Origin of the sequence: Parasulfitobacter algicola (genome assembly GCF_013315265.1) — a bacterium.
Taxonomy (GTDB): domain Bacteria; phylum Pseudomonadota; class Alphaproteobacteria; order Rhodobacterales; family Rhodobacteraceae; genus Parasulfitobacter; species Parasulfitobacter algicola.
Map to the genome: position 1 here is coordinate 412,066 of NZ_JABUFE010000002.1, position 13,832 is coordinate 425,897.

15 protein-coding genes are annotated in these 13,832 nt (G+C 49.3%); 9 read left to right on the plus strand and 6 right to left on the minus strand.

Going from position 1 to position 13,832, the window contains the following annotated elements; genetic code table 11:
• Positions 1-63 precede the first annotated feature (63 nt).
• Both HRQ87_RS20450 and HRQ87_RS20455 read left to right on the plus strand, forming a co-directional pair.
• Positions 64-522: a DUF2330 domain-containing protein gene (locus HRQ87_RS20450; RefSeq protein ID WP_174136202.1), complete on the plus strand. Its 459-nt coding sequence runs from the start codon at positions 64-66 to the stop codon at positions 520-522.
• Positions 523-631: 109 nt separating this feature from the next.
• The gene (locus HRQ87_RS20455) at positions 632-1,333 is read left to right on the plus strand and encodes a DUF2330 domain-containing protein (protein WP_174136327.1); all 702 of its coding nucleotides are present in this window, start codon (positions 632-634) and stop codon (positions 1,331-1,333) included.
• Positions 1,334-1,414: 81 nt separating this feature from the next.
• Here the strand turns inward: HRQ87_RS20455 and HRQ87_RS05875 are convergent, their stop codons facing one another.
• The gene (locus HRQ87_RS05875) at positions 1,415-1,780 is read right to left on the minus strand and encodes an NADH-quinone oxidoreductase subunit A (protein ID WP_174136204.1); all 366 of its coding nucleotides are present in this window, start codon (positions 1,778-1,780) and stop codon (positions 1,415-1,417) included.
• Positions 1,781-1,963: 183 nt separating this feature from the next.
• Here HRQ87_RS05875 and HRQ87_RS05880 point away from each other — a divergent pair, with 183 nt between their 5' ends.
• Positions 1,964-2,359: a VOC family protein gene (locus tag HRQ87_RS05880; protein ID WP_174136206.1), complete on the plus strand. Its 396-nt coding sequence runs from the start codon at positions 1,964-1,966 to the stop codon at positions 2,357-2,359.
• 49 nt (positions 2,360-2,408) lie between these two features.
• Here HRQ87_RS05880 and HRQ87_RS05885 read toward each other — a convergent pair whose 3' ends face one another.
• The 3 genes from HRQ87_RS05885 to puuE are packed head-to-tail and all read right to left on the minus strand — an operon-like array spanning position 2,409 to position 5,338.
• Positions 2,409-2,894 carry an ureidoglycolate lyase gene (locus HRQ87_RS05885; protein ID WP_174136208.1) on the minus strand — a complete coding sequence of 162 codons (486 nt, stop codon included), beginning with the start codon at positions 2,892-2,894 and terminating at the stop codon, positions 2,409-2,411.
• Positions 2,891-3,907 (minus strand): allantoicase, encoded by a 1,017-nt coding sequence (gene alc, locus HRQ87_RS05890; protein WP_174136210.1) that lies wholly within the window; start codon positions 3,905-3,907, stop codon positions 2,891-2,893. Before alc ends, HRQ87_RS05885 begins: the two co-directional genes overlap by 4 nt.
• 12 nt (positions 3,908-3,919) lie before the next feature.
• The gene (puuE, locus tag HRQ87_RS05895) at positions 3,920-5,338 is read right to left on the minus strand and encodes an allantoinase PuuE (RefSeq protein ID WP_174136212.1); all 1,419 of its coding nucleotides are present in this window, start codon (positions 5,336-5,338) and stop codon (positions 3,920-3,922) included.
• 129 nt (positions 5,339-5,467) lie between these two features.
• Here puuE and uraH point away from each other — a divergent pair, with 129 nt between their 5' ends.
• Genes uraH through HRQ87_RS05910 form a run of 3 tightly spaced genes read left to right on the plus strand, consistent with a single transcriptional unit; the run spans position 5,468 to position 7,033 of the window.
• Positions 5,468-5,824, plus strand: coding sequence for a hydroxyisourate hydrolase (gene uraH / locus HRQ87_RS05900; protein ID WP_174136215.1), 357 nt, complete (start codon positions 5,468-5,470; stop codon positions 5,822-5,824).
• Entirely contained in the window at positions 5,824-6,522 is a 699-nt protein-coding gene (locus tag HRQ87_RS05905; RefSeq protein WP_174136223.1) for an alpha/beta fold hydrolase, read from the plus strand. The genes uraH and HRQ87_RS05905 overlap by 1 nt, the downstream gene beginning before the upstream one ends.
• On the plus strand, positions 6,515-7,033 hold the full coding sequence (locus tag HRQ87_RS05910; protein WP_174136225.1) for a hypothetical protein: 519 nt from the start codon (positions 6,515-6,517) through the stop codon (positions 7,031-7,033). The genes HRQ87_RS05905 and HRQ87_RS05910 overlap by 8 nt, the downstream gene beginning before the upstream one ends.
• Positions 7,034-7,167: 134 nt before the next feature.
• Here the strand turns inward: HRQ87_RS05910 and HRQ87_RS05915 are convergent, their stop codons facing one another.
• The gene (locus tag HRQ87_RS05915) at positions 7,168-7,596 is read right to left on the minus strand and encodes an Lrp/AsnC family transcriptional regulator (RefSeq protein ID WP_174136227.1); all 429 of its coding nucleotides are present in this window, start codon (positions 7,594-7,596) and stop codon (positions 7,168-7,170) included.
• A gap of 213 nt (positions 7,597-7,809) precedes the next feature.
• Here HRQ87_RS05915 and rocF point away from each other — a divergent pair, with 213 nt between their 5' ends.
• Both rocF and HRQ87_RS05925 read left to right on the plus strand, forming a co-directional pair.
• Complete coding sequence (rocF, locus tag HRQ87_RS05920; protein WP_246251780.1) at positions 7,810-8,679, plus strand: arginase; 870 nt, start codon at positions 7,810-7,812, stop codon at positions 8,677-8,679.
• The gene (locus HRQ87_RS05925; RefSeq protein ID WP_174136231.1) at positions 8,680-9,738 is read left to right on the plus strand and encodes an ornithine cyclodeaminase; all 1,059 of its coding nucleotides are present in this window, start codon (positions 8,680-8,682) and stop codon (positions 9,736-9,738) included.
• On the opposite strand, the gene HRQ87_RS05930 is transcribed toward HRQ87_RS05925, so the two are convergent.
• Positions 9,735-10,205, minus strand: coding sequence for an Lrp/AsnC family transcriptional regulator (locus HRQ87_RS05930; RefSeq protein ID WP_174136233.1), 471 nt, complete (start codon positions 10,203-10,205; stop codon positions 9,735-9,737). The genes HRQ87_RS05925 and HRQ87_RS05930 overlap by 4 nt on opposite strands.
• A 119-nt stretch (positions 10,206-10,324) precedes the next feature.
• On the opposite strand from HRQ87_RS05930, the gene putA reads away from it, so the two are divergent.
• Complete coding sequence (gene putA, locus HRQ87_RS05935; RefSeq protein ID WP_174136235.1) at positions 10,325-13,819, plus strand: bifunctional proline dehydrogenase/L-glutamate gamma-semialdehyde dehydrogenase PutA; 3,495 nt, start codon at positions 10,325-10,327, stop codon at positions 13,817-13,819.
• The last annotated feature ends 13 nt before the right edge of the window (positions 13,820-13,832 follow it).

Genomic DNA, 13,832 nt, shown 5'->3' on the forward strand with positions numbered 1-13,832 from the left:
CTAATTTCTTGACCCAAAATCAATCCGCCGTCACTCTGACATCAGTTCATTAAGGAGATTTCAATGCGTTTTGCTTTTTTAGCCCTTTTTATCAGCCTGTTTACAAGCCAAGCCAGTGCATTCTGCGGATTCTATGTCGCCCGCGCAGACGGAGAGCTGTATAACGAAGCCTCAAAAGTTGTTTTTGTCCGCGATGGGCAGAACTCTGTTATCACCATGTCATCCGATTACCGTGGCCCGGTGCAGGATTTTGTGATGGTCGTGCCAACACCAAAAGTGCTACGCCGCAACCAGATCAATACCGTGCAGCCTACAACGGTCAATCAACTCGATGCGTATTCCGCGCCTCGTCTGGTAGAATATCGCGATGGCGACCCTTGTGCACCAGTGGATTATGGCATCATGTTATCACCCGTGGAAGATGCACCAACTGAAAATGTACGCCAACGCGGCGCGAATGCACTTGGCGTCACGATTGAGGCTGAATATCAGGTTGGCATTTATGACATAGTCATGTTGTAAGCCAAACAATCTGACGGTCTGACAACCTATTCTATCTGACCCAAGAAGGCTATAACATCCCCAATGGGACTGAAGCGGTACTGACGGATTATATCAAAGCGGGGATGAAATTTTTGTCGCACGTGTAAACCTGAATCGTCATACCTCTGCCGAAAAACAAGAACTTCAACCATTACAAATCTCGTTCAATTCGACTAATTTCATGCTGCCTTTGCAGCTTGGTAAGATCAATGCTGACAAGAAACAGGACGTGTTGATCATGACGCTGACACGTGACGGTCGGGTCGAGGCGACAAATTATGAAAACGCTCGTGTTGCCAGCAATATTACAATAACCACCTTCGTACGTGATGTCTTCCCTGATTTCTATCGCCAGACATTCGCCAACGCCGCCCAACCAAATACCGTTATGACAGAATATGCCTGGGATATGGCTTGGTGTGATCCATGTGCGGGCGATCCCTTATCCAACGAACAGCTTCGCGAGTTAGGTATAAGCTGGTTGAAAGAAATCCCGAACGCAGCACGGGATGTGTTCGTTACCAGAATGCATATCCAGTACGACAAAACGACCTTTCAGAAAGATCTAATGATGCGCATCACAGATGATAAGGGAAATTTCCAGGGGCGTTACATCATGAATGTCCCATTTAATGGCAAAATCACCTGCGATGCTGGTGTACAGTACGTCCGCGACACCAGACGTCGAATGCAGCAAGAGGCGAAGAACCTACAGGACCTGACAGGATGGGCGCGCCGCACGATCGATACACGCATCCGCCAATCAGTTCCCGCCGTCTATCAGTATTAAGGCAATTAGCGTTTATGCTGATGGACACATCACAGTATGAAATAGCGGCGCGTCAGCCAGTGTTAAATATAAGCTGACAGCCTATTCCCACTCAAGTGCGCCCTTTTTCCATTCGTAAGCAAAACCAATGGTTAACACGCCAAGAAAAACCATCATCGACCAAAAACCTACCAATCCAATGTCTTTGAAAGCAACGGCCCAGGGGAACAAAAATGCAATTTCAAGATCAAAGATAATGAACAAAATCGACACCAAATAAAACCGGACATCAAACTTCATTCTCGCGTCATCAAATGCGTTAAAACCGCACTCATAAGCGCTGACTTTTTCCGGATCAGGGTTGCGTACAGCAACAACAACCGCAGCAAGGATCAAAATCGCGCCTAACCCAATGGCCAGACCCAAAAATATCATGATCGGTAAATACTGAGTGGCGATCATATCCATGATTTGAATTCCTTGTGAACACACCAATCTGACGCGCAAATTACTTTAGTCTCAAGCGGTTTATCCCCGCCCATCGTCCGGGTCAACCAAACCTGTTCGATATTTCGTAAAGGACATCTGGTTTTTGCGCGCTGATGAAATAGAGCAATTGTCTTGATCAATCCCCGCTGTTATCGCAATTACATGAAACAAAGCATATCAATGATTTCGCTGGTCGTGCCGGATTATGATAGGGGCCTCGATTTTTATGTGGGCACATTAGGCTTTGATCTGATTGAAGACACTCAATTGACGCCTGAAAAGCGATGGGTTCTGGTCGCACCACCCGGCAGCTCTGAAACCCGCGTTTTGCTGGCCAAGGCGGCAAGTCCGGATCAGGAACAAGCAATCGGCAATCAGGCCGGAGGACGTGTGTTTCTGTTTCTGCAAACCGATGACTTCGACCGTGATTACGACCAAATGACCCACGCGGGCGTCACATTTCTGGAAACCCCGCGTGATGAAGCTTATGGTAAGGTCGTTGTCTTTCAGGACCCATTTGGCAACAAATTGGATTTATTGGAATTCAAGTCTATTTAATTTTGTTTTCAATACATTCAGTCATCGAGAAATCAAAAGATTGTATGCGTCAATCCAACAGCACTGTCACCGGTTCAGTCAGCCAATATTCATCAAGATTAGCGCCTGACCCGATACGATCAACGACTGCAAACAGTCCAGGCGCATGCAAAGGTGTCAAAACACCGTGCCATGTACCCTTGTGATAATTTACAGCCTGTCCTGGCACAGTCAAGAAAGCCTCAACCTGAACTGGTTTTCCACCATCATCCAATGCAACGACAACCAGAAATGGATGTTCCGTCATTGGAATAAACGCCTGCGATCCCATCGGATGTCGCTCAAGCATTTCGACAACCAGCGGTAAGTGACGTGGTGTTGCGTTGAATATGCTAATACCTGCTAGCCCATCACTGAAATCCAATGATGCACAATCATGAAATCGGCCGCATAGCCCCTGATTGATAATTTTGTCAGGCTCACCTGTCGCCTGCAAAACATCACCGTAGGGTGAAAATACATCACTTGTCAAAGGCTTAGGCGAAATTTCGATCACGCAGGCACCCCCATCAACCGCAAACGGCTAACCCCGCCATCAGGAAAAATGTTAAACCTGACATGCGTCACTGGTCCAATATCAACAAGCTGATCCCGATACGCATGCTCACTATCAGCAGACAGTTTTTGGCGCGGCAAAAGATCATTCCAGAACATCGAGTCCGTTACCAATGCATCTGTCAGCCCATCGCCAAAATTTAATAAATCAGCAGCCTGCAGTGATGCTTCGTGGGGGAAATTGCCTTTGAAATGCGCCGTATCAATTACGGCCTGTTCAATTTGCCCGCGCGCGCCCAAGGCAATGACCATCCAGTCATACCCCGGTTCGCGCCTGCGCCGGGTTTCCCAGCCATCCCCCATGTTAACGCCACGCCCAGGGGCCAAAAGCCGCGTATAATCCCCATAATGCGCATCGGAAAATGCCAGGATACGCCCCCCGTTCAACGACGCCGCAAGATCAATCTGACCTTTGCGATCCGCGTCAGCCAGCTCAGGCACACCATAAACACGCAAGCGCGCCACGCCGCCATCAGGATAGATATGCAAGCGCAAATGGGTCCAGCTTTCAAAGCTGTCGCACTTGAAAAAATGCTGTCCGTTTGCACCTAAAGCGCGATGGCGCAGGATTTCAACCCATTGAGTATCCCCATCAATCTGACCGTTTGCTGGCGCTGCAGCCTCGATCTTGCAAGCAGGTGCGTAATTTCCAGTGAAGTGTGACGTGTCAACGTTGAACCCGATGATCCGGCCCGCGCAGGCCAGCTTGATCACCGCATGATCGTGCCCGCCATCACGGCGGCGTTGGGTTTCCCAACCATCCATCCATTTGCCGTGATCATCAAATTTATCCGGAATAAAAATTGGCGCAGAATCCCATAACATTCGTTCCAATGGTGCAAAGAATTCATTCGTCGCCGAAACTGCGGTTGCCCCCAACCCAGCCGAGGCCAGATTGATACCGGTACGCGCATAAAGCGGAACGTCAGGATTTAAATTTTCGATACTTGGCATCTTTGCACTTTCTTAGGGAAGCATGTCATTCAGGCGTAAACGGGCAATCCGTTCGACCTGACGACAGGCTTCGTCAAATTCAGCATCACTGTTATTCTGGATCCGTTGCTGAAAGTCGGTCAATATGCTGGCCTTATCATGATCACGCACAGCAATAATAAACGGAAATCCGTGCTTTGTGGTGTATGTTTTGTTCAAATCCATAAAGTCCGTACGTTCTTGATCCGTCAAAGCATCCAAACCGACTGATGATTGTTCACCCATACTTTCCGCTGTAAGACGCTTGGCTTGCGCCAGCTTTCCGGCCAGATCAGGATGAGCGTTCAGAACGTCAATCTGTTCCTGTCGCGATGCGCTGCGAAAAATACGGGCTAGCGCATTATGAAGCCCCGCTGCAGTATCATGAGCCGGGCCCAGTTCAAGCTGAAAAGCACGTTCTGCAATCCACAAAGAGTGTTCAAAAACCCCGCCAAAACGATCAATAAACGTCTTACGATCCATCTCACTTGGACGATCGACATCTGATGCAGGATGCGTCATTGACCAATGCTGTGCAATCTGAAGCCGGGTCGCGAACCACACGTCACTGTGGCTTTGCGCATATTCAATAAATCGTCGTAATGCCTGAACCCGCCCAGGACGACCAACCAAACGACAATGCAAACCAAGGGACATCATCTTGGGCAAACCCGCCTGCCCTTCGGCATAAAGCGCGTCAAAACTATCTTTCAAATAGGAATAAAACTGTTCCCCTGCATTAAAACCTTGCGGCGTGGCAAAGCGCATATCATTGGCGTCCAAAGTGTACGGCACAACCAGTTGATCGCGATCACCCACGCGGATCCAATACGGCAGATCGTCGGCATAGCTGTCGGCGATATAATCAAAACCACCCTCTTCTGCAGCAAGACGAACCGTATTGATCGAACAGCGACCTGTGTACCAACCGCGTGGGCGCTGGCCTGTAACTTCTGTATGCAAACGTATGGCTTGCTGCATATGCGCTTGCTCATCGGCTTCACTGAAGTCTTTATAGTCGACCCACTTCAAACCGTGACTTGCAATTTCCCAGTCTGCATCCTGCATTGCCGCAACCTGTTCAGGTGATCGCGCAAGAGCGGTGGCCACACCATAGACCGTTACAGGCAAATCCTTCAGCAAGCGATACAATCGCCAGAACCCAGCCCGCGCGCCATATTCATAGATCGATTCCATATTCCAGTGACGCTGGTCATCCCAAGCCGCAGCACCGACAATTTCAGACAAAAACGCCTCAGACGCCGCATCGCCATGCAGAACGCAATTCTCGCCGCCCTCCTCGTAATTCAGTACAATTTGAACAGCAATCTTAGCACCACCGGGCCATTTCGGATCAGGTGGGTTGGCGCCATAGCCAATCATGTCGCGTGGATAGCGGGTGGGTGTCGTCATCAAAGCCTTTCCAGAAACCATTCGCAATAAACGCCCAAACACCGGCACTTGCAAGATCAAGCGTTGCTTTCGGCTTGCACTTCCACCGAAAGCGCCCAAGTCTTAATCAAAATTGGAAAGGGAAGCATGATGGCAAACGGATATCTGACGACGCATGTTTTGGATACGGCAAAAGGCCAGCCCGCCGCAGGATTGAAAATCAGTCTGTTCCGCGTCACCATCGGCGCGACCGAGGCCATAGCGACGATGACCACAAATTCAGATGGCCGAACCGACAGCCCGATTTTACCGTCTGATCAGTTCTTGTCCGGCACGTATGAGCTGTTGTTTCACGCGGGTGATTATCTGCGTGCGCAAGGCAGCATCACACAGGATCCACCGTTTCTGGACATTATCCCGATCCGCTTTGGCTTAAGCGAAGACGTACATTACCATGTGCCACTGCTGCTGTCGCCCTATGGCTATTCGACCTATCGTGGCAGTTGATGAAACTGGTTCTTTTGCCGGGCCTGGATGGAACCGGACAGTTTCTGACCGAATTCAGCGCAATTTTTCCCGGAACTTGCCAAATTATCCGTTATCCAACGCACATGACACGCTATGCCGATCTGCAAGATTGGCTTACGCCCCTGTTGCCCCAAGAGCCATTCGTACTTATCGCCGAATCTTTCGCAGGCCCGCTGGCCATTCGTATTGCCGCCAACACGCCCGAACACCTTAAGGCGCTGATCCTTGTGGCAAGTTTCGCCAAGCCCCCGCGTCCCTTGCCCGCAATAACCGCGCAACTTTTAAAGATTGTACCGCTTGGCTTTAAACCAGCAACGCGGCTGATGTTAAGGGTGGTCATGGGTCGTCACGCGTCATCACAGTTTCAGACTGAATTTCATAACAGTATCAAAGACATACCACGCAGCACTTTAGCGAACAGATTGGCCCAGGTATTAACGTCGGATCACACTGATCTATTGTCAAAAATCACCATACCGCGACTATATTTGCAGGCCAGCCAAGATTGGTTGGTGCCAAAATCCGCAGCCAATCCGTTTATACATCACTGGGGGGCCGCATGCATTCGTCAAGTCAAAGCACCACATTTCGCATTGCAATCGCATCCGGGTGAATGTGCAAAATATATTAATGATTTTATAGATCGTCTGGACGAAGTGGGACAGCTGCATGACTAATACAAAAGCTAAAATATGGAATACGACTTTTATAATGAAAACTGAAAATAGTCGCCACATAAACTATCATAGCGATAGGGAAATACTGGCATATGCCGATGAATATCAAGATTTTATAAAGGTAGAACGGAATCAGGCTCCGGAATACTTATATTTTGATCTCTATGATCTTAAAGAGAAATACAAAAACTCGCTGCCTGATATCTTCAAGGTGCAAGATGCAGTTATAGTTATCTCGCAAAAACTGCACGATCTTCTGCAAAATTTCGATCTGGGTGAAACCCTTCTTTTTGAAATCCCACTTTACGAATACAATCAGAAAGACCGTCGTCCCGGCACTTACTACATTCTGCACATCGTAGAAAAGAAAACCGCTTTTGTACCAGAAGCCTCGAAGGGAGTTGTCGAATATCCTGTTGGTGGCATTTGGAAACCAAATATCAAGGATGACATACTTGCTGTTCAAAATCAGCTACCGAGGGTGTCGATTTGTGGGTTGATGAGAATTTGACACGACGAATATTTTTTTCTGATCCCCTGAAAACCGCTATCGAACAAAATGGGATCACCGCATCTGACCTGAAGTTCAGGCCCTGTATCATTATCGACTAACTCCAGACGCAGCGGTTTTGCATTGGTTGAACATCAGCTTAAACGCTGCCGTTCCCTTAGAAAAACCGATGTTTCGCTGTCTGTTACGCCATCAAGACCCCGGATGGATTGTATCATGTCATCCAGATCTTCAAGCTGTTTTGCACCAAACTCAACAACGATATCCCATTGGCCATGCGTTGTGTAAATCGCCTTGATCTCGGGGATGCCCCGCAGACGTGCAACAACTTTTTCAAGTGCCCGCCCCTCTAGCTTAATCGTTAGCATGCCACGCACCAGCTGCACATCGGGTGCATTCGTAGTCGTGATTGTAAAACCCGCAATCGTCCCATTAGTGACCAGACGATCCATTCTTGCACGCACCGTTGATCGGGTCACTTTCAATATCTCAGAAAGCTCAGAAATACTCGCCCGGCCATTTTGTCTAAGTGCCGCAATCAATTGTTCATCTATCGTATCCAAATTGCACACCCATTTGATGTTAATTAAATCATTTTGACCCCACTATAAGTCATTTTACATAATATATTCTAAAAATTATCCAAATTGATCACTTGAGCTTACCATTTTATTTCGGTTCATCTTGAACAGAAATTTATGAAAGGCCAGGCCATGCGATCAATCACTCTTTTAGGTGCGCCCGTTGATTCTGGAAAAGCACGACAAGGGTGTTTGATGGGCCCTGATGCACTTCGGGTGGCCGGCCTTGAACGCGCCTTGCGCGATTTGGGTCACAAGGTTCACGACCACGGCAATCTTGCACCTTCGCCAAAAACATCAGAACACGCGATACACCCCAATTCACTTCTGAAAAATCTGGAAGATTGCGCCAATTGGGTGGCTGCCCTGCAAGACGCAGCTTTTGAAATCTGCGACGATACACGAACGCCTATTTTTATGGGTGGTGATCACCTTATGTCTGCGGGCACTGTAAGTGGCGTTGCAAATTATGCGCAGGCTCTAGGGCAGGAACAATTCGTTCTTTGGCTGGATGCGCACACTGACTTTCACACTCTGTCCAGTACCGACAGCGGCAATCTGCATGGAACGCCCGTTGCGTTCTTTACCGGGCAAGATGGATTTAAAGGCTATTTTCCAACACCCAAAGGCCTAGTGAAACCAGAAAACATCTGCATGTTAGGCATTCGGTCTGTTGACGCATCAGAAAACGCAAACATCACCGAAACCGCGATTGATGTTCACGACATGCGCGCCATTGACGAAGGCGGCATCGCCACGCCCTTGCGCAATTTTCTAAGCCGCGTTCGCGCTGCAAACGGACGACTGCATCTAAGCTTTGATGTCGATTTTCTGGATCCCAGCATTGCGCCCGCTGTTGGCACGACTGTTCCAGGCGGTGCCACGTTCCGCGAAGCACATCTGGTCATGGAAATTCTGCATGACAGCGACCTTGTCACATCGATGGATATCGCAGAGCTGAACCCTTTCTTGGATGAACGCGGACGGACCGCAAAACTGATCGTCGATCTGATCGCCAGCCTGTTTGGTAAGCGCGTCATGGATCGCCCAACTCGGAGTTTTTGAATGAACACGCCCACACCCCCCGCAGGCATAAACATCGTCCCGTTCGTCAGCGTTGATCACATGATGAAACTAGTCAATCACATTGGGGTCGAAACTTTCTTGCGCGAACTCGCCGTCTATATCGAAGACGATTTCCGACGTTGGGAATTATTCGACAAAACCCCCCGCGTGGCGTCCCACTCCAAAGATGGCGTGATTGAACTGATGCCGACAAGCGACGGTGAAACTTATGGCTTCAAATACGTCAACGGGCATCCGAAAAACACAAAAGAAGGGCTGCAAACCGTCACGGCCTTTGGCGTATTGTCCGATGTCTATACCGGATACCCTGCGCTTTTGACTGAAATGACAATTCTGACCGCGCTGCGCACTGCCGCAACATCAGCCGTGGCAGCCAAATACTTGGCACCCGAAGAGGCCGATACAATGGCGATTATCGGCAATGGCGCACAATCAGAATTTCAGGCAATGGCATTCAAGGCAATTCTTGGAATAAAAAAGCTGCGACTGTATGACATCGATCAATCCGCCACCGAAAAATGTGCCTTTAATCTGTCGGGCAAGAGTTTTGACATCACAAAATGCACCACGTCCCAAGACGCAATGGAAGGCGCACAGATTGTCACAACGGTGACAGCTGACAAACAATATGCGACCATTTTGACCGACAATATGGTCGGCGCAGGCATTCATATCAATGCAATTGGCGGGGACTGCCCCGGCAAAACTGAACTGCACAAAGATATTCTGTTGCGGTCTGATATCTTTGTGGAATACCCGCCGCAAACCCGCATCGAAGGTGAAATTCAGCAATTGAATGATGATCACCCGGTCAAGGAATTATGGCAGGTGATCACAGGCCAGATCGACGGACGCACTGCCGCCACGCAAACCACTCTTTTTGACAGCGTTGGCTTTGCAACCGAAGATTTTTCTGCCCTGCGGTACGTCAAAGACAAGCTTGTCGAGACTGAATTCTATGAAGAACTTGACATGTTGGCCGATCCTGATGAACCGCGCGATCTGTTCGGAATGCTGTTGCGCGCAGAAAGTGCCTAGAACGAAAAATCCTTAACCGATTGCATCGAAACAAAGGTAGACGTACTGGCCACATTCGGCAAAGTCGAGATACTCTCGCCAAGTATACGACGATAGGCCGTTATATCCGCAGTTCGGATTTTCAGCAGGTAATCGAACGATCCGGCGATCATATGGCACTGCTCGATCTCTGGTATGGCTTGAACAGCTGCGTTGAATGCCTCAAGAGCGTTTTCGCGAGTATCGTCCAACCTGACTTCGGCAAAAGCAACATGTTCACGCCCAAGCAAGCGCGGGTTCAGCACAGCGCGAAACCCTTGGATGAATCCTTCGTCCTGCAAACGTTTCAACCGGACCTGACAAGGACTTTTCGACATCCCGATCCGCCTTGCCAAATCCGTTACCGGCAATCGTCCTTCTTGCGATAGAATAGAAATAATTTTCTCATCGTATTGATCAAGTTGTCGTCTTTCCACGTCTTTTAACATCAATTAGACCTAATAAATTTCCCAATAAAGGCGATATGCCTAAGTTTACGGAAATTTACGGAAACCTTCCCGCTTAATCAATGATAATATCCACACAATCAAAAGGTGGGGGCGACGACATGACCAATTTCCAAAATATGCGCAACGCAATGCGACGCAATCACCTGACTGATCAAACCGCGCTAATCGATGATATGATTGCCAAGTCAGATTTGCCCGCCCAGACACGCAAAGACATCACCCAATCTGCAGTTAAACTGATCGAAGATATCAGATCCGATAGCAATCCAGGATTGATGGAAGTATTCTTGGCAGAATACGGGTTGTCGACGGATGAAGGGGTTGCCTTGATGTGTTTGGCCGAAGCATTACTGCGGGTTCCAGACGCCGACACGATTGATGATCTGATCGAAGATAAAATCGCGCCCTCAAGCTGGGGTGAGCATCTTGGGCAATCCTCGTCATCACTTGTCAACGCATCGACTTGGGCCTTGATGCTGACGGGCAAGGTTTTAGACGAACGGAAATCTTCAGGCGTCGCGGGCGTTTTGCATGGGGCGATCAAGCGTCTTGGTGAACCCGTCATCCGCACCGCCGTCAAACGCGCGATTAAGGAAATCGGAAATCAGTTCGTTCTGGGGGAAACCATCCAAAGTGCAATGGACCGCGCCGCTGGAATGGAGAAAAAGGGTTTCAGCTATTCCTATGATATGCTTGGTGAAGCTGCATTAACCCAAACCGATGCAGATGCCTTTTTTAAAGCCTATGAAAATTCTATCCAAACATTGTCCAAACAAGCATTGTCCGATGACATTCGGCAAAACCCAGGTATCTCAATCAAATTATCAGCGCTTCATCCCCGGTATGAGGTCAGCCAGAAAACTCGTGTCATGACCGAGCTGGTCGACCGGACAATTGCTTTGGCTGTCATGGCAAAAAACGCGAATATGGGTCTGAATATTGATGCCGAAGAAGCTGATCGTCTTGATCTGTCACTAGATGTGATCGAGACCGTTTTAAGTGACCCACGGCTTGCCGACTGGAATGGTTTTGGGGTCGTTGTCCAAGCCTATGGCAAGCGAGCGGCCAATGTGATCGACTGGCTTTATGCATTGGCCCAAAAGCTGGGTCGCAAAATCATGGTGCGGTTGGTCAAAGGCGCCTATTGGGACACCGAAATAAAACGCGCACAAGTCACCGGGATGACCGATTTTCCAGTCTTTACCAGCAAGTCGGCCACTGATGTGTCATATATATGTTGCGCGCAGCAACTTCTTGGCATGACTGACCGCATATATCCGCAGTTCGCCACACATAATGCGCATTCTGTTGCTGCGATTTTGCATCTAAGTGATGACAAGGCATCTTTTGAATTTCAGCGGCTGCATGGAATGGGCGAAGTCATGCACCGGCAAGTCATGAAGCAGCATGGAACCCGCTGTCGGATTTATGCCCCAGTGGGCGCGCACCGCGATTTGCTGGCCTATCTGGTGCGGCGGCTTTTGGAAAATGGGGCCAACTCATCTTTCGTCAATCAGATTGTCGATGAAACAGTCCCTGCTGCCGATATCGCGACAGATCCATTTGATCAGGTGAAAGTTGATCTGCAGCGCAACGCAGATCGTATTAAACTACCACGTGATCTTTATGCACCAGAACGCCAGAACTCGCGAGGCTGGGATTTGCATGACTATGATGATCTGGCTGATGTTCAAGGCGCAATCGAGCCTTTTAAGGCAGTCAGTTGGACGGCTAATCCGTTGATTGCAGGTAATTATAAGGGCGACGCTTCAAAACTCATAATCAACCCCGCTGATCCGACTGACATGGTCGGCAAGGTTACAGAATGCGACCGACAGGATGTCGAAGTTGCGTTGTCTGTCGCCCAAAGCTGGACCAATTGCGCAGAGAAAGATCGCGCCGTAATCTTGAACAAAGCTGCAGATCTGTACGAAGAAAATTATGCAGAATTGTTTGCCGTTCTAATCCGCGAGGCTGGTAAAACACCTATGGATGCAATTGCAGAATTGCGCGAAGCGATGGATTTCCTGCGATATTATGCCACCCAAATCGGATTCATAGACAAACGCGAGGCAAGGGGCGTGATCGCGTGTATATCACCTTGGAATTTCCCCCTGGCGATTTTTACGGGCCAGATTGCAGCGGCACTGGCAGCTGGCAATGGCGTGGTTGCCAAACCTGCGGATCCAACACCCATTATCGCAACTTTGGCCGTCAAACTGTTGCATGATGCAGGTGTACCCAATCAATGCTTGCAGCTGCTTCCGGGGCGCGGATCAGTGGTTGGCGCAGTCCTTGTCAGCGATCCACGCATTGATGGCGTATGTTTCACAGGCTCAACAGCCACGGCACAAACGGTTAATCTTGCAATGGCCGATGACGTTAGCCCCGATGCCCCGTTGATCGCCGAAACCGGGGGGCTGAATGCGATGATTGTCGATTCAACTGCATTGCCCGAACAGGCAGTTAAAGACATTGTCGCATCCTCTTTCCAATCCGCAGGTCAGCGCTGTTCTGCTTTGCGCCTGCTGTATCTGCAAGAGGACATCGCACCTGAATTTATGGACATGCTTTTTGGTGCAATGGACGAATTGGTGGTTGGCAACCCATGGGATTTCGCCACAGATGTCGGCCCTGTGATCAACCAGAGCGCAGCACAGGGCATTCAAGACCATATTGCCGAGGCCAAAACAGACGGCCGTTTGTTAAAGCAGATTGCTGCACCTGTAGATGGCATATTTATCGGACCCGCCGTGATAAAGGTGACCGGGATCGCCGACATGCAAAAAGAAATCTTTGGGCCGGTTTTGCATGTCGCAACTTTCAAATCCAGTCAGGTTGATCAGATCGTAACCGACATCAACGCCAGCGGTTATGGTCTGACGTTTGGCCTGCATACACGCATTGATGACAGGGTCGAACACCTGACGCGTCAGCTGAATGTTGGGAATATGTATATCAATCGCAATCAGATCGGTGCGGTTGTGGGCACACAACCTTTTGGCGGCGAAGGTCTGTCGGGCACGGGTCCCAAGGCGGGTGGCCCACATTATTTACACAGATTTACCAAGCAGACAATGCCAACCGATACTGTGGATATGGCTGGCCCCTATCTTGATTTTGATATCGTGCAAAATGCGCTGATGGCCTTGGATGCCCCAAATCGTATGACACTTGTGACATACGACATGCCAGGGCCAACGGGTGAATCCAACCGTCTGTCGTTGCATCCCCGCGGCAAAGTGCTGTGCCTTGGACCCAGAATTGAGCAGGCCCAGAACCAAGCAAAGATTGCGCAAGACTGCGGCTGTACAACGCTGATCGTCTGCTCCGGCGCGACGGGTCAGAATGCGATATCAGGTCAACTGAACCATGCACATCTTGAGCAACTGACAGGTTTTGACGTCGTTGCGATCTGGACTGATATCGACATCTTGCGCACTGTCAGACAAGCGCTTGCAAAACGCAACGGCCCCATTATCCCGATTGCAACCCAGGATGATATGGAACACCGCTGCGTGCTAGAACGCCATATTTGTATTGACACAACAGCGTCTGGCGGAAATGCATCTTTGCTGGCAATGGCGGATTGATCTGTAGCATCTG